We start from the raw sequence: 21,298 nt of genomic DNA on the forward strand, positions 1-21,298 counted from the left end.
GGCAAACTGTCGGGTTGGCAAACCAACAACCGGATTTCATGAGCATCACCCACAAGCTGCCCTACGAGTGGCAGGTCGGCCTGCGTTACACCCGCGCGGGCAAGCGCAGCGGGCGCAACAGCTTTATTTCCTTCATTTCGATGGCATCGGTGGCGGGCATTGCGCTGGGCGCGGCCGCGCTGATCATCGTGCTGTCGGTGATGAATGGTTTTCAGAAAGAAGTCACCGCCCGCATGCTCTCGGTGCTGGCCCATGTGGAAGTATTCGACGCCAGCGGCGCGATGCCGCAGTGGCAGGCGTCGCGCCAGCAAGCGCTGCGCAATCCCGAAGTACGCGCCGCCGCGCCTTTCGTCGAGACCCAGGCCATGCTGCTCAGCGATGGCGTGATGAAGCCGGTGCTTCTGCGCGGGGTTGACCCGGGCCAGGAGGCGAGCGTCTCGGATGTGCCGGAGCACATGCGCGAAGGCCGCTTCGACGTGATTGCGCCGGGCTCTTACAACATCATCATCGGGCGCGCCCTGGCAACTTCGCTGGATGTCGGCGTGGGTGAGCGCATCACGCTCCTGATGTCATCGGCTGCCGATGGCCAGGGAGTCGGCGCAGGCACCATGCCGCGCACCCGGCCCTTGACCGTGGCGGGCATCTTCGAGGCGGGTCATTTCGAATTCGATTCGACGCTCGCCTTTGCCCATATCGACGATGCCAGCGAGCTGGCGGGCTTGAGCGCCCCGTCCGGATTGCGCCTGCGCCTGGCCGACATGCAGCGCGCGCCCGCGGTTGCGGCCCAGCTGCAGGCGAGCATGTCGGGCGAGCTGTTCATCCGCGACTGGTCGAAGGTCAATGCGATGTGGTTCGCGGCCGTGCAGTCGCAAAAGCGCATGATGTTCATCATCCTGACCATGATCGTCGCGGTAGCGGCGTTCAACCTGGTGTCGACGCTGGTCATGACGGTGCGCGACAAGCAGTCGGACATCGCGATCCTGCGCACGCTGGGGGCCTCGCCGCGCTCGGTCATGACCATCTTCATGGTGCAGGGCACCCTGGTTGGCGTGCTCGGCGCACTGCTGGGCGTCGGGCTGGGTGTGCTGGTCGCGCTCAACATCGATATCATCGTGCCTTTCATCGAACGCAGCTTCCAGGTGCAATTCTTGTCGCAGGAGGTGTACCTGATCAGCGAGATTCCGTCCGAGCTGCGCTGGGCCGACGTCGGCTGGATCGGTGGGGTAGCGGTACTGCTGGCCTTCCTGGCGACGCTTTACCCGAGCTGGTCGGCTTCGCGCGTGAAACCGGCAGAGGCGCTACGCTATGAATAACCGCGTCACCGCCCCTGTCGCCAGCACGCCTTGTATGGCACACTGCGGCCCTGAAAAACAAGGCCGTACACCATGAGCATCACCCAGAAACTGCCCTACGAATGGCTGGTCGGCCTGCGCTATACGCGCGGCGGCAAGCGCAGCGGCCGTAACGGCTTCATTTCATTCATTTCCCTCATTTCCGTATCCGGCATTGCGCTCGGCGTGGCTGCGCTGATCATCGTGCTGTCGGTAATGAACGGTTTTCAAAAAGAGGTGACCGACCGCATGCTGTCGGTGCTGGCGCATATCGAAGTGTTCGACAACCGTGGCAGCATGCCGGACTGGCGCGAAGCGGCCACGGCTGCCGCGCGCAATCCAGCGGTGCGCGGCGCCGCGCCCTTTGTGGAAACCCAGGGCATGCTGGTGGGCGTGGGCGTGATGCGTCCGTCGGTCATCCGCGGCATCCTGCCCGGCCAGGAGCAGCAGGTGTCCAGCATCGCCACCCAGGTCAAGGCCGGCAGCCTGCAGCAGCTGGCGCCGGGCTCGTTCAATATCGTGCTGGGCTATGCGCTGGCGCGCTCGCTCAACGTCGGCATCGGCGACAAGGTCACCATGCTGCTGGCGAAAGGCCAGGTCACACCGGCCGGCCTGCTGCCGCGCAGCCGCAGCTTTACCGTCGCCGGCATTTTCGAAGCCGGCCATTTCGAGTTCGACGCCGCGCTTTCCTTCATTCATATCGAGGATGCCCAGCGCATGGAGCGCCTGGATGCGCCGATGGGCCTGCGGCTGCGGGTGGCGGACATGCACGAGGCGCCGATCGTGGCCGCGCAACTAAAGAAAAGCATGCCGGGCGACCTGGAAATGCGCGACTGGTCCAAGCTCAACGCCAACTGGTTCGCTGCCGTACAGACCGAAAAGAAGATGATGTTCATCATCCTTACCTTGATCATCGCGGTGGCCGCCTTCAACCTGGTGTCGACCCTGGTGATGACCGTGACCGACAAGCAGGCCGACATCGCCATCTTGCGTACCCTGGGCGCCTCGCCGCGCTCGGTCATGAAGATCTTCATGGTGCAGGGCGCCCTGGTGGGCGTTCTCGGCACGCTGCTGGGGGTCGGCGGCGGCGTGCTGGTCGCCCTGAACATCGATACCATCGTCCCGTTTATTGAACATTTGTTGGGAGTGCAGTTCTTGTCGAAAGATATCTACCTGATCAGTGCCGTGCCGTCCGACCTGCGCTGGCCGGACGTTTTCAAGATCGGCGGCATTTCGGTGCTACTGGCGTTCGCGGCGACCATCTATCCGAGCTGGTCGGCATCGCGGGTGAAACCGGCGGAGGCGCTGCGCTATGAATGAACCACGCGACCTGGCACCGGTGCTGTCCTGCCGCGGCCTGGGTAAAACCTTTGTCCAGGGCGACTACACGGTCAAGGTCCTGGACGCCATCGACTTCGCCATTTACCGCGGCGAGCGCGTGGCGATCGTCGGGGCCTCGGGCTCGGGCAAGTCGACCCTGTTGCACCTGCTGGGCGGGCTCGATACACCGTCGAGCGGCGCGGTTACACTGCTGGGCGAAGACTTCGCCACCTTGTCCGAGACACGGCGTGGCGAGCTGCGCAATTCTTCGCTCGGCTTCGTCTATCAGTTCCACCACTTGCTGCCCGAATTTTCGGCACTCGACAACGTCATGATGCCGCTGATGATACGCCGCGAAGATCGCGCATCGGCGCAGCGCCAGGCGAGCGCGATCCTGGAGCGCGTTGGCCTGGGCAAGCGCGTGGTGCACCGGCCGGGCGAACTGTCCGGCGGCGAGCGCCAGCGGGTCGCACTGGCGCGTGCGCTGGTGACGCAACCGGCCTGCGTGCTGGCCGACGAACCGACCGGCAACCTCGACCACAGCACGGCCCAGGCGATCTTCGACCTGATGCTGGAGCTCTCGCGCACCCTCGGCACGGCCTTTGTCATCGTCACCCACGACATGGAACTGGCGCGCCGCTGCGACCGCGTGCTGCGCCTAACCGAGCACGGATTGCAGCCGGCCGAAAGCTGACCATGTGGATCGACACCCACTGCCACCTCGATGCCCCGGAATTTGGCGCGCAGTCGCTTGAGGTCGCGGCGCAGGCGGCGCGGGCAGGGGTGTCGGTGATCATGGCAATGGCGGTCGAGCGCGGCAATTTCGGCGCGGTGGCCGCGCTGGCGGCGCAGGCGCCGAACGTGGTCTATGCGCTCGGCATCCACCCGATCTGCGTGCCCCAGGCCCAGGACCAGGATCTCGAGGTTCTGCGCGGCGCGGTGGCGGCGGCGCTGCATGACCCCAACTTTGTCGGCATCGGCGAAATCGGGCTCGATTATTTCATTCCGCTGCTGTGCGAGCCGGACATGCGCACCAAGCAGGAGCATTTCTTTCGCGCGCAGTTGCGTATCGCGCGCGACTTCGAGCTGCCCGTGATGACGCATGTACGGCGCTCGCAAGACCAGGTGCTCAAGCACCTGCGCCAGATCCGCCCGCCGGGCGGCATCGCCCATGCCTTCAATGGCAGCTTCCAGCAGGCGCAAACCTTTATCGACCTGGGCCTGCACCTGGGCTTCGGCGGCGCCATGACGTTTACCCGGGCGCTCCAGATCCGGCGCCTGGCCGCGCAACTGCCGCTGGACGCGATCGTGCTGGAGACCGATTCGCCAGACATTGCCCCAAGCTGGATCCACCCCGGCCGCAATACCCCCGACCAGCTGCCGCGCATCGGCGCCGCCCTGGCCGAACTGCGCGGGATCAGCGTAGACGAAGTCCGGGCCGCCGTCCATCGCAATGCGCTGGCCGCGATCCCGCGTCTGGCAGCCTGCCTGGGCGGCCAGGTGGACGACTAAGCTGGCGGCCGATCGAGGCCGACCGTCGCTTCTGCGCGAAGTTCGTTTTCGCTAATGATGGGCCGCAAGGCCGCGCTCGAGCCGTTCTGCCACTATGCATTCTTCGCTGCGATCGCAGCCACGAATGCGGGAGGCGGACTTGGACAGCGCGAGCGAATTTTTGCGGATGCTCAGGCACGAGAAATCGCTGACCACCGCCCACCGTCCGATCCGCCTGCGCCTTGGCCACGCAGACCATCTCTCCCAAGACCTGCTGCTGCCGCAGCGGGTGCAGGGACACGAATCGGTCTGCGGCGGGTTCGACTACGTCATCACCTGCGTGGCCGATACGCCACGGCTACCGCTCAAGGAACTCATCGCGCTGCCCGCCGAACTCCAGCTGGTGACCGACCGCGGCCAGCTGCGCAGCATTTGCGGCATCGTCGCCGAGGCGCGCGCGGGCGACCACGATGGCGGCCTGGCGGTCTACCAGCTGGTGCTGCGCGACGCGCTGGCCATCATGGAAAAGCGCACCAATAGCCGTGTGTTTCGCTACCAGAACGAACTCGAGATCGTGCAGGTGCTGTTCGACGAATGGCGCCAGTCCAACAGCGTCATGGCCAGCGCCTTCGACTACGAGCTCGACCCGCTGTTCGACATGCGCCAGTTTCCCCCGCGCGAACAGACCATGCAATACAACGAATCCGACGCCGCGTTCGTCCGGCGCCTGCTCAAGCGGCGCGGCATCGCCTGGACCTTCCGTCCGGGACGCGCCCGCGCCAGCGCTGCCGAGCACGACGCCGACGACACCCCGGTGCATACGCTGGTGCTGTTCTCAAATAGCGCTTCGCTTCCGCGCAGCGCCGCCGGCAGCGTGCGTTACCACCGCGACGACGCCACCGAGCAGCGCGACACAGTGGTCTCGTGGTGCGCCGCGCGGCGCCTGCAACCGGGAAGCATCACCCGCCACAGCTGGGACTACCGCAACCCCCTGGGCACCCAGTTCATGACCACCACGGCGCGCGGCATGGCCGACCAGGGCCGCAGCGGCAATGCGCTGGCGGCGACGCTCGACGACTACCTGGTCGAGATTCCGCATGCCGGCAACGATGTCGAAGACCACTGGCGTCTCGGGCAACTACGCATGAACCGCCACGAATTCGACACCAAGTGCTTCCATGGCGAAGGCAGCGTGCGCGACCTGTGCGCGGGCGAATACTTCAGCTTGTCGGGCCACCCCGAAATCGACACCCATCCCGAAGCCGAACGCGATTTCGTGGTTACCGCGCTCTGGATGGAAGCCGAGAATAACCTTCCGGCCGACCTCTCGCGCCGGGTGCGCCGCTTGATGGGGCCGTATGGCCCGGAGCGCGCCATGCTCGCGCCCAACGAGCATCCAGTGGCCGGTGACGGCGTGCGGGTACGCATGCGCTTCGACGCGGTGCGGCGTGGCATCGCGCTGGCGCCGGCCTTCGATCCGCGCATCGACCTGCCGCACCCGCAGCTGCAAAGCGCGATCGTCACCGGCCCACCCGGCGAAGAAGTGCACTGCGACGCGCTGGGGCGGGTCAAGATCCGGTTTCCCGGCATGCGCACGACCGATCACAAACACGCGCACGGCGCCGGTGCATCTGACACGCCGGCCGATTCGGCATGGGTGCGGGTGTCCTCGAGCTGGGCCGGCAACGGGCCCGGCAGCCGCCAGCAATGCGGCGCGCTGGGATTGCCGCGGGTTGGCACCGAGGTGCTGGTGGCCTTCCTGGGCGGCGACCCCGATCGTCCCGTGATCATGTCGCAATTGTTCAACCAGCGTGCGCAAGCACCCGCGCTCGGTGGCGAGGGCGAATTGCCGGGCAACCGCTATCTGTCGGGATTGCGCAGCCGCGAGATCGGCGGCGGGCGTGCCGGCCAGCTGATGTTCGACGATACCCCCGGTGAGATCGGCGTGCAGCTGGCCAGCGAACACGGGACATCGAGCTTGAATCTCGGCTGGCTGGCGCAAGCGCGCACCAATGGCCAGGCCGGCGCGCGCGGCGAGGGCGCCGAGCTGCGCAGCGACGAAGCGCTGGCCCTGCGCGGCGGCAAGGGGGTCTTGATCAGCGCCGGCGGTACAGACAACGAAGCGGCCGGGCAAATGGAGCGCGAGGGCCTGGTCGGCATCGGTGAGCTCATGCAAGGTGTACTCGACGAACTGAGCCGGCTGGCCAGCGAGCATGGCGAAGACGAGCAGGCCAAACCGCGGCTGGCCGAACTGAATGACAAGTTGCGGCGCTGGCACGCCGGATCGAACGTGGCGCCCGCCAGTGGCGGTGGCGGCGCCGCGCTGGTGGCGGCCACCGGTCCGGCTGGGATCATCCTCGGCAGCGAAGACAGCATCGCCCTCGGCGCCCAGCAAAAGATCGACGTGATCTCGGCCGGCGACACCGAACTGGCGGCCGGCCGCAGCCTGTTCCTGCGGGCTGCGCGCGCGGTCAGCGTGTTCGCCTACGAACTTGGCCTGCGCCTGATCGCAGGGCGCGGCAACGTCGTGGTCCAGACCCACCAGGGCGACATCGAGATCAAGTCAGCCGGCCGCATCAGCCTGATCGCGGCCGGCGGCATCGAACTCGAAGCACCGAGCGTCAAGGTGGTGTCGCAAGGCACGCAGACCAACTGGGACGCCGGCACCATCACCCACCAGTCGACCCGCCACGTGGTCAAGGCCGCGACCATCGAACACCTGGCCGGTGCCGGCAGCACCCCGGTCGGGCTGCACCTGCCTACCACCGAACTCGAGACCGACGAACGTATCATCGTCCTCGATCGCCAGACCGGCATGCCCGCCAAGGGCCGGCGCTACGTTGCGCGCCATGAAGACGGCACCACGATAGAAGGCGTGACCGACGAAGAAGGTCGCACCGACGTCCTGCACACGTATGCCATGGGCGACATCGAACTACGTCTGTTGCCCGACGACGAGACCGATCCGCCGGCCGCAGGCGCGGCATGAGCGAGCCGACGCGTCCCATCCACCAGCCGCGGGTCGACCCCGATGGCAGCCTGGTGGCGCACACGGTTGCGACGCCAACCTCGTTCAAGGTGCGGGCGCGCATGACGGTGGGCTCGCGCAAGGTGATCCCAGTAATTTTTGTTCCGGGAATCATGGGATCGAACCTACGAGTCCGCCGCGATAGCCAACCCGGCAAGAATGCCGAACTGAAGCCGGGCGAGGCAGCCTGGCGTCCGCCCAACGGTGCGCTTGATGGGTACATGGAAGCGCGTAAATGGTCGAGTCGCAATCCGGCGCAACGGCAACGGATTCTCGACCTAGGCATTCTCGAGGTCGACGACGATGGCGACCTCGACTACCCTGCCTGCGCGCTCGATGACTCCGTGATGCGCGAGCGAGGATGGGGAGAAGTGCATGCCGCGTCGTACGGCAAGCTTCTCAGTGGCTTGCAGCGCCATCTCGATAAAACCTATTGGCGCTCGCCACAAGGCGTGTATGAAGTGCGGCCATCATGGCGCCAGGTGATGCAGTTTGATCCGGCGCGCTGGGGTGTGCGCAATGTAGAACGCGTCACGGAACGCGAACTCGAAAAATACGCCGGCTATCAATACCCGGTCTATGCCTTCGGTTACAACTGGCTGGAGTCGTGCGAAATGTCAGCCGTGCAGCTTCGTCATCGCATCGACAGGATAAAGAAGTTCTGGATCGATCGTAAGCATGAGTGTCGCCAGGTCATCCTGGTGACGCACTCCATGGGGGGGCTGGTCGCACGCGCGTGTGCCCGGCTCAGCCCCCCAGGAGATGGGAGTGCGCCGGATATCGCCGGCATTGTTCATGGGGTGATGCCGGCATTGGGTGCGCCTGTCGCCTATCGCCGCATCGCATGCGGCACAGAAGGGGGACATTTCACGAATGGACTCACCGACAATATCAAGGCAAGCAAATTTGCCGAGATCGCTGGCGTCACGAGTGCTGAAACGACGCCGGTCATGGCCTTGTCCAGCGGCGTTCTACAGTTGTTGCCGAATCATCTGTATCCGGCGCCCTGGCTGTCGATCAAAACCGTACGAACAGTCAACAAGAATGATGAAATTCGCGACCTGGTGTCGCTTCCTGACGGTAATCCGTATGACTTCTATCGTGACATGCAGTCATGGTATCGCATGATCGACCCTTCGCTTGCCGACCCTGCCGGCAAGTACGGCAAAGCCAAGGGCGGGGTCCGACAAGCGATCCTCAATTCAATCGATCAGGCAGAGCGATTCCACACCCAGATACTGACTGTCAGAAGCGGTAGCACAGATGGGGCGACCCCGTATTACCACAAGAATTCGTATTCGTTCCACGGGGCGGACAGGTCGCTCAAAACCTATGGCCAGATTTGCTGGATTGCACGGGAGGCGCGGCTTAGTCCGATTGCGCTGACGCGGGGCAGCGTACGCTCGGGCCGGCTAAGCGCCGTGCGAGAAGACGGATCGCGCGAAGTCGAGATCGATCGAGGACTGAAGCTACGGTTCGTGGTCAGGCCGCAAGATGCGCCCGGCGATGAAACCGTGCCGGTGCAGTCGGGAGCAGGTCCGCAAGCGCATGTGCGTCAAGTCTTCTCTGCCGACGGTTTCCGGCACCAGGAAAGCTTCGATGATCAAGACATGCTCGTGCTGACTCGGCACCTTATCGTCAAGATTGTGCAGGATGTGCAATGAAGTGGCCTTGCAGGCGGCGAATACGGTGGCTTGCAGGAATTCTGGCGCTGACAACGGCACTTGCCTCGGTACTTGCCAATTCCGTGCAGACGGACCAGGACATGCAAAAGGTGGCGCGGATGACCGACAAGATGAAAACGGTATGCGTAGGGCGGTTCCTGATCGATCTTCCTGCCGATGCCAGGGTCAGTATCGGTCGCGGTTACGCTGGCGGTTACGAGATTTCGACCACGGCCGATGAGACGGACGAGCAATTTGCGGCACGGCTTCGCCTTGCCGAAGCGGAGCTGAAAGAACTGCCAAACCGGGATGGCCGCCCCAGCCTCGAATCCAGCAAAGAGTTGATCATCGGAAAGGCGCACGGGAAGCTGCTCGTTCATAACCGCCAGCGCACCAAGGTCCCCGAAGGAGACCGCATGACGATGAGCGAAACCGTCAGCGTCCGAAGCTTGCTGCGGCTGCCGGGCGTGAGCATAACCGCCAATGTCGACTGGATCGATCCGGACGAGGTAGGTGATCTTGAACGCCTGTTGGCACAGCTCATGCCACTCGAAGAGATGCAGATTCCGCGGCAACCTGGATTCTGTTTTGACCGCGCGTTCGTGAAAGACCCCTACGACCATCTGGGCACTGAGGGCGTCGTACTCTTTGCCGGCCTGCCAGGACATTCTGATGTCAATATTGTGTTTTCTTCCATGTCCGGCACGAGTGCCGCTCCCGGTCTATTGGAACGCAACACACGAGCCTCTGAACGGGAACCGATGCTCATGCGGCTTGCGTTCTCTACCTTGCGTCAGGCAGCACGCGCGATAAACGGCCTGGAGGGCGAGGAACTGGTCTTGCGGGTCCGTGAACCGAATCTCACTACAGGCTATTCATTTCAATGGGAAATGCCTGGCAAGCAAAAAGATATTTACGCTCCGCTGTTAACGCTCGAACTCGACTCTGGCACGAATCCGGTTACCGGCGGCAAACCGGTGCAGTCGACCCTGTCGGAGGGGGCGTTGTTCGAATTATGGGAGCGTATTGCTAACAGTATTCGGCTCAGACCGACGCAAGACGTCCAGGCAGCCATCGCGGAGCCGGTCACGACCCCTTTGGGAACGACAGCATTTTCAGGCGAGGCTTGCCCGCATACCGGATGGTGGCAATGCTGCGATGGCGGGAGCGGTATCGGTGTCCTGGGCGGACAACGACAATATCTGCGGGGCGGGCAGCAAATGCCGCAGGCGCTGCTGCTTCCTGCCCAGACATTGTGGGAGCGTCTGCGGGGCGTGCAACCGAGTTTCGAAAGCAGTAGTCCAAGCTTGTGGAAGCTCGCCGACAAGCGCGCTACCGCGCGTGTCCCCCCATCTTCTATGCTGGCCCACGCCACGACACTATCGGAAGCCGACAATGCGCCTGCAGCAGCGCCGCTGCATGGCGTGGCGCAGACCCTTATCGGTAGCGAGGCGAAAACCGGCACGCCCTGTCCGGCGTCCGGATGGTGGCGATGCGACGACAGCCACGCACTCGACGGAACCCGCTGGTTTGCCGCTGGCAGCTTGCTGCCGCCAGCAACTTTTCGCGCGCCATTAAGCTTGCGCGGATCCGCGCACCCGGAAATCATCCATCGGCGCAGTGCCTGGCAACTCGTGCGGCTGGCGCACGGCGCGCAAGACAACGTCGACTCTGGCCCTGGACCGCGCCATGGCTGAGAAAGCGCCGGTGAACTCGCCGCGCTTGCTCCGCGACCGGACCTTGCTCTGGCTTGCCGCTGTGCTTGTCGTGGGATTCGTCATCGCCGTCGTCACCCGATCGGTCGAAGCGATCCAGCTCGAGCGCCGGGTCGCGCAAATGACGGGGCAGATGAAGCCCGTATGCGTCGGCAGGTTGCTGTTCGACCTGCCCGAAGGGGCCAGGCACGAGTTCTCGCAAGCACGCTACGCTGGGGTCAAGCTTGCCACCACCGAGGAGACGTTCGCGCAGTTCAAGGCGCGCCTCGACGAGCGCCAGGCAGCGCTGATGCGCACAGCGGCAGGGCCGCCCAAGGCCAGCAATCCTGGATTGGTCAGGGCGGTAAAGAACGCGCACGGCATCGCAGGACAGATCTTTCTGCACGGCCGACGCTTCGTCACCAGCCAGTCGGCCGGCGGCGCGACCGCACAGCGCCTGCGCCGGAGCCCTGGCCAGGAATTGCTCAGTATCGAAGCGCTGGTGCATGGCAATGGCGTCAGCATCGACCTGAGCGCGGACTTGACAGCCGGCTTGTCCGAGTCGGAAGCAGTTGGCCGGCTATCGAGGGTGATCGCAGCGCTGGTTCCCAATCCAAGGAACATCATTCCGTTCGAGCCGGGCTTTTGCATGGACAAGGCTTACCTACGCGGTCCGCAGGCGCCCGGCCGGGACGAGGACCTGATAATGACGGCCTGGATGGGCGAGCGTCTCGAGATCGCGTTCACACTGATACATTCACGCGCAACAGGTGCGGATCGGGCGGCACTGCTCACGCGCAGCACAGGGCCTAACGCGCGCATGGCGTCAGATACGGGCGAGCGCGTGTCAGTCCAGTCGGCTCGCCTGCGTAGTATTGGTGGGTTTGCCGGCGCAGAGCTGGTAGAAAATTATGCCCAGGAAGGCACTGCCAGTTTTTACAACTTCTGGTGGGAGAGCAGCGGTAGCAAGGACAAGGAGCTGGCCCCCCATGTCGCCCTGACGATGTTCACCGGAGGCAGCCCGCAAGATCCCGGACGGCTCCCACTTTCGCGGGACCTGGCTTACGGGCTGTGGGAAAAACTCGTGCCCGGCGTCCGGCTGCGCCTTGACGGTAGTGCAAACCGCACGCAGGCCGGGCGGGCGCAGGCCGCTTCACCCAGGCTTGCGCTCGCCGTCGCAGGTCGTGCCGGGAGCGGCGCGTCGCAATGCGCTGTGCGATCCTCGCGTTTCTGAGCGGCGTAGCCTGGCTCCAGACGCTCGCCGCGCTGCCCGCGCCGCCGACGATCTTCGGCGCGGCCGTCATTGCGCTGCTCTTGTGCGCGTTCAAGCGCCGCGCGGCGACCCTGCTTGCCAGCGCGCTGCTCGGCGCCGCGTGGGCGGCGCTCAGTGCGACGCTGGCACTGGCCGAAGCGCTGCCGCGCGAGCTCGAAGGCAGGGACCTTGCCATCATTGGTACGGTCGACAGCCTGCCGCATGAGTTCGAGGGTGGCACCCGCTTTAACTTTCGTGTCGAGCAGGTGCTAGAGCCAGGCGCGACGGTCCCGGCCCGCGTTGCGCTGTCGTGGTATGGGCGCATCACGGGGCAGGCCAATGCGCTGACAGTCGCGCCGGGCGAGCGCTGGCAGCTGGTAGTGCGCCTGCAGCGTCCGCACGGCAACGCCAACCCGCACGGCTTCGACTACGAAGGCTGGCTGCTGGAGCAGGGCGTGCGCGCCACCGGCTATGTGCGTCCCGCCGGCAGCGGCAACCAGCGCCTGGCTGCCTTCGTCCCGGGCGTGGGCCATGCCGTCGAGCGCGCCCGTGCGGCGCTGCGCCGCCATATCCTTGCTCAGCTCGAAGGCAAGCCTTACGCCGGCGTGATCGTCGCCCTGGTGATAGGCGACCAGCGCGGCATCGACCAGCCTGACTGGGACGTCTTCAATCGCACCGGCATCAGTCACCTGGTGTCGATCTCCGGCCTGCACGTGACCATGCTCGCTGGCCTGGCGGCGTGGGCGATGTCGGCCCTGTGGCGGCGTTCCTTCTTCGTCGAAGGCGCCGCGCTGCCGCTGCTGCTGCCGGCGCAAAAGGCCGCCGCCGTGGCCGGCGCGCTGACCGCGCTGCTGTATGTCCTGCTGGCCGGTTTCGGGGTGCCGGCCCAGCGCACCCTCTACATGCTCGCTGCCGGCGCGCTGGCGCTCTGGTGCGGGCGCGTCGTCACGCTGTCGCAGGTGCTGTGCCTGGCGCTTGGGGTGGTGGTGATCATCGATCCCTGGGCCGTGCTCAGCGCGGGATTCTGGCTTTCGTTCGGGGCGGTCGCCGTGATCCTGTATGCAAACCTCGGTCGGGTCGATTTTGCCACTGGCTGGCGCCGTACGCTGCGCACGGCGGTGCAGACGCAATACGCGATCACGGTCGGACTGGTGCCGCTCACGCTGATGCTGTTTTCGCAGGTCTCGATCGTCAGCCCACTGGCCAACGCGGTGGCGATTCCAGTCGTTAGCCTGTTGGTCACGCCGCTTGCGCTGGCCGGCGCGCTGCTGCCGGCCCCGCTGGCGGCTTGGGTGCTCGGCCTGGCGCATGCACTGGTCGCGCTGCTGGCCGAGGGCCTGGCCTGGCTGGCGGCGCGGCCGTACGCGGCCGGGAGCGCACCGGCGCCGCAGCCATGGGGGCTGGCCCTGGCGCTGGCCGGTACCGCGTGGATGCTGGCACCGCGCGGCTGGCCGCACCGGTGGGCGGGGTTGACCGCCTGGCTGCCGATGCTGACCCAGCTGCCCAGCGCACCCGAGGATGGCAGCTTCACGGTTACCGCCTTCGACGTTGGCCAAGGCATGGCACTGCTGGTCGAGACGCACCGGCACCGGTTGCTGTACGACGCTGGTCCGCAGTATGCGCCAGGATCCGACGCCGCCGGGCGCATCCTGCTGCCTTACCTGCGCGGGCGCGGCATCGGCAAGCTCGATGCGCTGGTGGTGTCGCACAGCGACACCGACCATGCCGGCGGCGCCCGCGCGCTGCTGGCAGGGGTGCCGGTGGCGCAGGTGCGCTCTTCGCTCGCCCCGGCTCATGCGGTGGTGCGGGCGGCGCGCAGCCATACACGTTGCGCGGCGGGCCAGGCTTGGAACTGGGACGGTGTGCGCTTTGACATGCTCGGGCCGGCGCCGGAGTCGTATGCGAATGCGGGCCTGAAGGCAAACGGGCGCAGCTGCGTACTGCGGGTCAGTAGTGGTGGACGGGCCATCCTGCTGGCGGGAGACATCGAAGCGGCGCAGGAAGCGCAGCTGGTGGCGCAGGCGCCCGGGGCCCTGCGCGCCGACGTGCTGCTGGCCCCGCACCATGGAAGCGGCACCTCGTCGACGGTCGGCTTCCTGGCGGCTGTGAAACCGACGGTCGTCATTTTCCAGGTCGGCTACCGCAATCGCTACCGCCATCCGAAGCCCGCCGTGCTCGCGCGCTACCAGGCACTGGGAATTGGCAGCCTTCGCACCGACGAAGCTGGCGCCGTCACCATCGGCTTTGGCCAGTCCATCGGGTTGTCGGCTTATCGCCTGAGCCATCGGCGCTACTGGCATGGCCGCTAGGGGCGACTACTATAGGCGTTTCCTTCTAATTCGGGTCCGCGCCACGATGTCTTTGACTACAATGGACCGGTTGTCAATCAAGCCACTGCGCGTCCATGAGCAAACCCCTGCTGCATTTCTCTCACGGGAACAGCTATCCCGCCGGCACCTACAACCGCCTGTTCCAGGCCCTGGGCACGCACTACGAGGTGCGCTCCCATGACATGTACGGGCACGATCCACGCTACCCGGTGACCGATGGCTGGCACGCACTGGTGGACGAACTCATCCATCAACTGGAGGGCTATGACAACCCGCCGATCCTGGTCGGCCATTCGCTGGGGGGCATGCTGAGCATGATGGCGGCCAAGCAGCGGCCAGAACTGGCGCGCTGCGTGGTGATGCTCGATTCGCCGGTGGTGGCCGGCTGGCGCGCCTTCATGTGGCGCCTGGTCAAGAGCCGGGGCATGGGGTCGCGCTTTTCGCCGGCGAAGTTCTCCGCGCGCCGGCGCACAGTCTGGCCCGACCGCGCCGCCGCCTACCAGCATTTTTACGCCAAACCGATGTTCCAGGCCTGGGCCCCGGGCGCGCTCGACGATTATCTCGATCACGGCCTGGTCGCGCATCCGGAGGGCGTGCAGTTGCGGTTCGACCGGGCCATTGAAACCCAGATCTACAATACCCTGCCGCATCATTTGGGCACGATTTTGCGCGAACCCTATCCATTGCCGATCGGCTTTATCGCCGGCACCATGTCGGAAGAACTGCGCCAGGCCGGACTCGATGCTACGCGCAAGCTGGTGGGCGACAAGCTGGTGATGATCGAGGGCGGCCACCTGTATCCGCTGGAAAAACCCGAAACCACCGCGCGCCTCACGCACGACATGATCGAGTGCCTGTTGTCTTCTCCGGGAAGGGCAGCCAGTGGCGCTGTGCCGGACTCGGTCAATTAGCGTAAAATCGCGGGATTGATTTCTTGGAATTTCGACAATGGCTATCAAAAGCGACAAATGGATCCGCCGCATGGCGGAATCGACCGGCATGATCGAACCGTTCGAGCCGCAGCAGGTGCGCGAGCAGGACGGCCGCAAGATCATCTCGTTTGGCACTTCTTCGTACGGCTACGACATCCGCTGCGCCGACGAATTCAAGATTTTTACTAACATCAACAGCACCATTGTCGATCCGAAGAATTTCGATTCGAATTCTTTCGTGGACGTCAAGAGCGATGTCTGCATCATCCCGCCGAACTCGTTCGCGCTGGCGCGCACCATCGAATACTTCCGCATCCCGCGCAACGTGCTCACGATCTGCCTGGGCAAGTCGACCTATGCGCGCTGCGGCATCATCGTCAACGTCACCCCGTTCGAACCGGAATGGGAAGGCTATGTCACGCTCGAGTTTTCCAATACCACGCCGCTCCCGGCCAAGATCTATGCGGGCGAGGGCTGCGCCCAGGTGCTGTTCTTCGAATCCGACGAAGTCTGCGAGACCTCGTACAAGGACCGGGGTGGCAAGTACCAGGGACAGAGCGGCGTCACACTGCCCAAGACCTGATTCGATTCAGTAACAACCGGCCTGCCCGGCTGTTACCGGGCACGCAAGAAAAAAGGGGCCGCGGCCCCTTTTGGTTTTTCTACACGGCGTCCATCTTGACGCAATCGACAAAGTACCCTCGCTTGCCATCGACCTCGCGCTTGACCAGGCCGTGCACGTCGGTTTCGAAGCCCGGGAAGCGCTCGTTGAAGTCGCGCGCAAAGCGCAGGTAGTCGACGATGGTGCGGTTGAAGCGTTCGCCCGGGATCAGCAGCGGAATGCCCGGCGGGTAGGGCGTGAGCAGGATGGCAGTGACGCGGCCTTCGAGCTCGTCGATCGCTACGCGCTCGATCTGGCGGTGCGCCATCTTGGCAAAAGCGTCCGACGGCTTCATGGCCGGCACCATGTCCGAGGTATACATCACGGTGGTCAGGCGCGCCACGTCGTGCTGCTTGTAGATCAGGTGGATCTCGGTGCACAGGTCGCGCAGGCCGCGGGTTTCGTAGCGCGGGTTGGCCGCGGCAAACTGCGGCATCGCGCGCCACATCGGCTGGTTGCGGTCGTAATCGTCCTTGAACTGCTGCAGCGCCGTCACCAGGGTGTTCCAGCGGCCCTTGGTAATGCCGATGGTGAACATGATGAAGAACGAGTACAGGCCGCATTTCTCGATGATCACGCCATGCTCGGCCAGGTATTTGGTCACGATCGAGGCCGGGATGCCGGTCTCGCCGAACTTGCCGTCCAGGCTCAGGCCCGGGGTGACCACGGTGGCCTTGATCGGGTCAAGCATGTTGAAGCCCTCGGCCAGCGGACCGAAGCCGTGCCAGTCGTCGTCGGCATGGATCATCCAGTCCTTCTGCTCGCCGATGCCTTCGTCGGACAGTACGTCCGGGCCCCACACCTTGAACCACCAGTCGTCGCCGAATTCGGCATCGACTTTCTTCATGGCGCGGCGGAAGTCGAGTGCTTCCAGGATCGATTCTTCGACCAGCGCGGTGCCGCCCGGCGCTTCCATCATGGCCGCGGCAACGTCGCACGAGGCGATGATCGAATACTGCGGCGAGGTCGAGGTGTGCATCAGGTAGGCCTCGTTGAAGGCATCCTGGTCGAGCTTGACCGATTGCGACTCGCGCACCAGCACCTGCGAGGCCTGCGACAGGCCGGCCAGCAGCTTGTGGGTGGACTGGGTCGAGAAGATCATGGACTCCTTGGCGCGCGGGCGGTCGCGGCCGATCGCGTGCATGTTCTTGTAGAAGTCGTGGAAGGTGGCGTGCGGCAGCCAGGCTTCGTCGAAGTGCAGCGTGTCAATTTTCCCATCGAGCATTTCGCGCAGGGTTTCGACGTTGTACACCACGCCGTCATAGGTCGACTGGGTGATGGTCAGGATGCGCGGCTTCTTGTTGACGGCTTCGCGCGCGAACGGATTGGCTTCGATCTTGCGCGCAATCGATTCGGCGGTGAATTCTTCCAGCGGAATCGGGCCGATGATGCCCAGGTTGTTCCGGGTCGGCATCAGGAATACGGGGATCGCACCGCACATGATGATCGAGTGCAGGATCGATTTGTGGCAGTTGCGGTCGACCACGACGATGTCGCCTGGCGCAACCGTGGAATGCCAGACCATCTTGTTCGAGGTCGAGGTGCCGTTGGTGACGAAGTAGCAGTGGTCGGCGCCGTAGATGCGCGCGGCGTTGCGCTCGGACTTGGCGACCGGCCCGGTATGGTCCAGCAGCTGGCCAAGTTCCTCCACCGCGTTGCACACGTCCGCGCGCAGCATGTTCTCGCCGAAGAACTGGTGGAACATCTGGCCGACCGGCGACTTCAGGAAGGCCACGCCGCCCGAGTGTCCCGGGCAGTGCCACGAGTAGGAGCCATCGTAGGCGTAGTTCACCAGCGCGCGGAAGAATGGCGGCGCCAGCCCGTCCAGGTAAGACTTGGCTTCGCGGATGATGTGGCGCGCGACGAATTCCGGGGTGTCCTCGAACATGTGGATGAAGCCGTGCAGCTCCTTCAGGACATCGTTCGGGATGTGGCGGCTGGTGCGGGTCTCGCCATAGATGTAGATCGGAATGTCCGAGTTCTTGTGGCGGATTTCCTTTACAAACGCGCGCAGGCGGGTCAGCGCCGTATCGGTTTCTTCAATCGAGCCGCTGCCGAATTCCTCGTCGTCGATCGACAGCACAAAGGCCGAGGCACGCGACTGCTGCTGGGCGAACTGGGACAGGTCGCCATAGCTGGTCAGGCCGAGTACTTCCATGCCTTCCTGCTCCATCGCGGCGGCCAGTGCGCGGATGCCGAGACCCGAGGTATTCTCGGAACGGAAATCCTCGTCGATGATGATGATGGGAAAACGAAATTTCATGGACAGCTCCAAAGCGAAGCGCCGTGGAAGCGGCCGGCCCGGCTGGGTCGATCCGCCGGCCACGGCACCGGAAAAAAGAGGAAACGGATTTTCGCAGAAATCGCGACACCGGTGCGATTATTTTTGCAAGATTGCCGACTAGACTACCGGCTGCGCCCAAATGCTGGCGCACACCACGGGCCGGTTCAAACGGCCAGCCTGCGTCCGAGGCGCCGGAACACTTCGGTCAGGCCCGCCGCGCCCAGCGCGGCCAGCACGGGTACCACCGAGAAGGGCACCGGATCGGCCTTGATCATGGCGAAAATCGCCAAGGTAATGCCAAAGGCGGCGACCGCACAGGTCAGGGTCAGCAGCCAGGTGCGGCGCGACAGTAGGGTAATGGCCGCCAGCGAGATCGCGATTTGCTGCGCCACCGAAGCCGCGGCCCACTGGCGATGGCGATGCAGTTCGGTTTCAGACAGCCGGTTCCACCTGCTTGACGCGGCCTCGAGGCCTTCCGCTTCCTTGCGGATGGCGTCTTTTTCGACGCCATAGCGGCGGATTTCGTCCTGGTAGTGGGCCGCGTTCAGGCCCGGCAGCTTGGACGCCAGTTCGGCCAGGTGCTGGCGGCTCGACTTGGCCTGGTAGTGGGCCCAGGCATTGGCGGCGCTGGTTTTCTCGATCGCCGCGTTGCTCTTGTAAAGCGCCGCATTGTTGTGCGAAGCGCTGCCGATGAAGCCGAACATCGTGCCGAGGGTCGCCAGGATTGCGATGAGCACGGCCACCTTGCCCGCGAAACCGTCGCCGCCCCGGGTGCCCGGGGTGCGGATAGCCTGTTGCGTCATTTAGCGCGGCTCCTTGCGTTGGTAAGTGACGAAGGCGTAGCCGTGGCCGGCTTGTTCGGCAAAATGGGTCTCGCGTGCGCTCTCGTGCCAGACGGCCGCATCGATCGGCGGAAAAAAAGTGTCGCAGCGAAAGCTATGCGCGATCTCGGTCACGATCATGGCGTCTGCCAGCGCCATCGCTTCGGCAAACACCTGGGCGCCGCCGATGATGCTGGCCGGTTCGCCCTGCAACAGCGCAATCGCCTCGTGCAGCGAGGCCGCCGTCTCCACGCCTTCGTGCGCCCAGGCCGGGTTGCGCGTAATGACGATGTTGCGACGCTTGGGCAGCGGGCGGCCGATCGAATCGAAGGTCTTGCGGCCCATGATGATCGGCTTGCCCAGCGTGACGCGTTTGAAATGCGCCAGGTCTTCGGGCAGATGCCACGGCAGCTGGTTGTCGACGCCGATGCCACGCTGGGCATCGATTGCCACCACCAGGGTCAGGTGCGGTTTCGACGGCGCGCTCATCGGTCCAACAGAGAAATGCAAGGTTCGTTAGCGTCGCTGCGCATGGTAGTCGCCGGTCGGGCAGGCGTTGAAATTTTGGGTGTCAAATATTGTCATTTTGCAAGCAAAATGTCAAGCGCCCTGTAAGGCTGGCCCGCTAGTTTTTCTCGAGGCGCGGCGCCAGTGCGCCAAGGTCGTAGCCGGCCTGCGAGGCCGCCTCGAGCAGTTCGGCTGGCGACTGCTTGCCCGCACGCGACAGTGCCCACATCGACGTCGAGCGCCGCCCGGTGCGGCAATACCCGACTATCGGCTTGGGCAATTCGTCCATCAGTTGCCCGAATTCGGCGACGTGGGCGTCGGTGATGTTGTCCGGTGCTGCAGGCAGATAGCGCGCTGTCATGCCGAAGCGCGCCGCTTCCTGCTCGATCTGGCTGAACGACGGATGGTCCGGGCCTTCTTCGTCCGGCCTGTTGCAGATAATCGAAAGAACACCGTCCCGCGCCAGGGCAGGAATGTCCTCGAGTTGCAGTTGCTGCGAGACCGCGAGGTCGGGGCTGAGCTGTTTGGTTTGCATGGGTTCTCCTGGGTGGTCATTATTCGTTGTTACTGTACTTTCCGGGCGGCCATACCGATCGAGAAAGTTCGAGAAAGCTCATTAGTTGCTACGATGGTAACGTGCGTCAGCAAATGGTGTCGCTGGCTAGCAATACAATATACTTGTTAATAGTTATTGATGCGATATACTATTGAAAGATATTTTCTTCGATGGAGGTGCGATGAAGGATCAAGAAGTGGGTCTGTGTCCCTTTGACGGCATCGATATCGAATCGATGCGCCGCGCTGCGGAGCAGGCCTGCGGCCTGCTCAAGGCGCTGGGCAATCCCGACCGCCTGCTGTTGCTGTGCCAGTTGACGCAAGGAGAGTTTCGTGTCGGCGAACTTGAAGCCTTGAGCGGCATACGCCAGCCGACGCTATCGCAGCAGCTCGGTGTGCTGCGCGAAGAGAAGTTGGTGCATACGCGGCGCGAGGGTAAGCAGATCTATTACAGCATGGCAAGCAGCGAAGCGATGGCGGTCATGGAAGTCTTGTACGAGCTGTACTGTAAAACGATAAAGGAAAACACATCATGATGATCAACTGGAGTGAATTTACGCCGTGGGCCTCGCTGTTTGGCGGCTTGCTGATCGGTCTGGCGGCAGCGCTGTTTATTTTGTTTAACGGCAGGATCGCCGGCATCAGCGGCGTGCTCGGCGGCCTGTTGCGCCCCAAGCAGGGCGAGCTCGGCTGGCGCGTCGCCTTCCTGGCCGGATTGCTCGGCGCGCCTTTGGTGTACGGGCTATTTGCTACGTTGCCAGAGGCCCGGATCGAGGCCGGAACCGGAACCCTGATCATCGCCGGCTTGCTGGTCGGGCTGGGCACGCGCTACGGGTCCGGCTGCACCAGCGGCCACGGCGTGTGCGGGCTGTCGCGGGGCTCGCCCCGATCGCTGGTTGCCACGGTGAGCTTCATGCTGGCCGGCTTTGTCACCGTGTACGTTGTGCGCCACTTGATGGCTTAAGGAGAAACCTCATGCAAATCTTTATGGCATTGATCGTCGGGCTCGTTTTTGGTATCGGGCTGCTGATCTCGGGTATGGCCGACCCGGCGAAAGTCCTGAATTTCCTCGACCTGGCCGGCAACTGGGATCCGTCGCTGGCACTGGTGATGGGCGGCGCAATCCTGGTCGGCGTGCTTGCCTTTCGTGTCGCTGCCGGGCGCAACAAGTCGCTGCTCGGCGAACCGATGCGCTTGCCGACCGCCACCAACATCGATCGCCGGCTGGTTGTGGGCGGCTTGAGTTTCGGGGTGGGCTGGGGTCTGGCGGGCTACTGCCCGGGGCCGGCGCTAGTGTCCCTGGTCGGCGGTGGCGAAAAACCGCTGATCTTCACCGCCGCACTGCTGGCCGGAATGGCGATCTTCGAACTGCTCGAGCGCCTGCCCAGGGCGACCGGCGAGCAGCGTGCGTAAGCGCAGCATCCGGGC

General features: G+C 64.3%; 18 protein-coding genes. 14 read left to right on the forward strand and 4 right to left on the reverse strand.

The genetic code is table 11. The features are described from left to right. Positions 1–38 precede the first annotated feature (38 nt). The 11 genes from NRS07_RS10345 (at position 39) to dcd (ending at position 15,625) form a co-directional block, all read left to right on the forward strand. Positions 39–1,313, forward strand: a complete 1,275-nt coding sequence (locus NRS07_RS10345) for a lipoprotein-releasing ABC transporter permease subunit (RefSeq protein WP_259206042.1) — start codon at positions 39–41, stop codon at positions 1,311–1,313. A 72-nt stretch (positions 1,314–1,385) separates the two neighbouring features. Then, complete coding sequence (locus tag NRS07_RS10350; RefSeq protein ID WP_259206049.1) at positions 1,386–2,651, forward strand: lipoprotein-releasing ABC transporter permease subunit; 1,266 nt, start codon at positions 1,386–1,388, stop codon at positions 2,649–2,651. Next, a complete protein-coding gene (gene lolD / locus NRS07_RS10355; protein WP_259206050.1) occupies positions 2,644–3,345 on the forward strand; it encodes a lipoprotein-releasing ABC transporter ATP-binding protein LolD in 702 nt (233 codons plus the stop codon). The genes NRS07_RS10350 and lolD overlap by 8 nt, the downstream gene beginning before the upstream one ends. A 2-nt stretch (positions 3,346–3,347) precedes the next feature. Next, a complete protein-coding gene (locus tag NRS07_RS10360) occupies positions 3,348–4,163 on the forward strand; it encodes a TatD family hydrolase (RefSeq protein WP_259206051.1) in 816 nt (271 codons plus the stop codon). 139 nt (positions 4,164–4,302) lie between these two features. Beyond that, positions 4,303–7,131 (forward strand): type VI secretion system Vgr family protein, encoded by a 2,829-nt coding sequence (locus tag NRS07_RS10365; RefSeq protein ID WP_259206054.1) that lies wholly within the window; start codon positions 4,303–4,305, stop codon positions 7,129–7,131. Beyond that, the gene (locus tag NRS07_RS10370) at positions 7,128–8,834 is read left to right on the forward strand and encodes a triacylglycerol lipase (RefSeq protein WP_259206056.1); all 1,707 of its coding nucleotides are present in this window, start codon (positions 7,128–7,130) and stop codon (positions 8,832–8,834) included. The genes NRS07_RS10365 and NRS07_RS10370 overlap by 4 nt, the downstream gene beginning before the upstream one ends. Before the next feature lie 119 nt (positions 8,835–8,953). After that, positions 8,954–10,531, forward strand: a complete 1,578-nt coding sequence (locus tag NRS07_RS10375) for a T6SS immunity protein Tli4 family protein (RefSeq protein WP_259206059.1) — start codon at positions 8,954–8,956, stop codon at positions 10,529–10,531. Beyond that, complete coding sequence (locus tag NRS07_RS10380; protein WP_259206072.1) at positions 10,524–11,762, forward strand: T6SS immunity protein Tli4 family protein; 1,239 nt, start codon at positions 10,524–10,526, stop codon at positions 11,760–11,762. Before NRS07_RS10375 ends, NRS07_RS10380 begins: the two co-directional genes overlap by 8 nt. Beyond that, positions 11,735–14,089 carry a DNA internalization-related competence protein ComEC/Rec2 gene (locus NRS07_RS10385; protein WP_259206075.1) on the forward strand — a complete coding sequence of 785 codons (2,355 nt, stop codon included), beginning with the start codon at positions 11,735–11,737 and terminating at the stop codon, positions 14,087–14,089. Before NRS07_RS10380 ends, NRS07_RS10385 begins: the two co-directional genes overlap by 28 nt. Positions 14,090–14,184: 95 nt before the next feature. Beyond that, positions 14,185–15,021 (forward strand): alpha/beta fold hydrolase, encoded by an 837-nt coding sequence (locus NRS07_RS10390; protein WP_259206076.1) that lies wholly within the window; start codon positions 14,185–14,187, stop codon positions 15,019–15,021. Between the two features lie 37 nt (positions 15,022–15,058). After that, positions 15,059–15,625, forward strand: coding sequence for a dCTP deaminase (gene dcd, locus NRS07_RS10395; protein WP_259206078.1), 567 nt, complete (start codon positions 15,059–15,061; stop codon positions 15,623–15,625). A gap of 79 nt (positions 15,626–15,704) precedes the next feature. Here dcd and NRS07_RS10400 read toward each other — a convergent pair whose 3' ends face one another. The 4 genes from NRS07_RS10400 to NRS07_RS10415 form a co-directional block, all read right to left on the reverse strand. Next, on the reverse strand, positions 15,705–17,966 hold the full coding sequence (locus NRS07_RS10400; RefSeq protein WP_259206080.1) for an arginine/lysine/ornithine decarboxylase: 2,262 nt from the start codon (positions 17,964–17,966) through the stop codon (positions 15,705–15,707). A 185-nt stretch (positions 17,967–18,151) separates the two neighbouring features. Further along, positions 18,152–18,790 carry a DUF4337 domain-containing protein gene (locus NRS07_RS10405; RefSeq protein WP_259206081.1) on the reverse strand — a complete coding sequence of 213 codons (639 nt, stop codon included), beginning with the start codon at positions 18,788–18,790 and terminating at the stop codon, positions 18,152–18,154. Then, entirely contained in the window at positions 18,791–19,297 is a 507-nt protein-coding gene (locus NRS07_RS10410; RefSeq protein ID WP_259206082.1) for a dihydrofolate reductase, read from the reverse strand. It abuts the gene before it with no gap. Positions 19,298–19,433: 136 nt separating this feature from the next. Beyond that, positions 19,434–19,850 (reverse strand): TIGR01244 family sulfur transferase, encoded by a 417-nt coding sequence (locus NRS07_RS10415; protein WP_259206091.1) that lies wholly within the window; start codon positions 19,848–19,850, stop codon positions 19,434–19,436. Positions 19,851–20,052: 202 nt separating this feature from the next. Between NRS07_RS10415 and NRS07_RS10420 the strand changes: the two genes are divergently transcribed. From NRS07_RS10420 to NRS07_RS10430, 3 genes are read left to right on the forward strand one after another with little or no spacing between them, the layout of a single operon-like run. Continuing rightward, positions 20,053–20,406, forward strand: coding sequence for a helix-turn-helix transcriptional regulator (locus NRS07_RS10420; RefSeq protein WP_259206093.1), 354 nt, complete (start codon positions 20,053–20,055; stop codon positions 20,404–20,406). Further along, positions 20,403–20,834, forward strand: a complete 432-nt coding sequence (locus NRS07_RS10425; RefSeq protein ID WP_259206097.1) for a YeeE/YedE family protein — start codon at positions 20,403–20,405, stop codon at positions 20,832–20,834. The genes NRS07_RS10420 and NRS07_RS10425 overlap by 4 nt, the downstream gene beginning before the upstream one ends. A gap of 11 nt (positions 20,835–20,845) precedes the next feature. After that, positions 20,846–21,283, forward strand: a complete 438-nt coding sequence (locus tag NRS07_RS10430) for a YeeE/YedE family protein (RefSeq protein ID WP_259206098.1) — start codon at positions 20,846–20,848, stop codon at positions 21,281–21,283. Positions 21,284–21,298 lie beyond the last annotated feature (15 nt).

Source organism: Massilia sp. H6 (assembly GCF_024802625.1).
GTDB lineage: Bacteria > Pseudomonadota > Gammaproteobacteria > Burkholderiales > Burkholderiaceae_D > Telluria.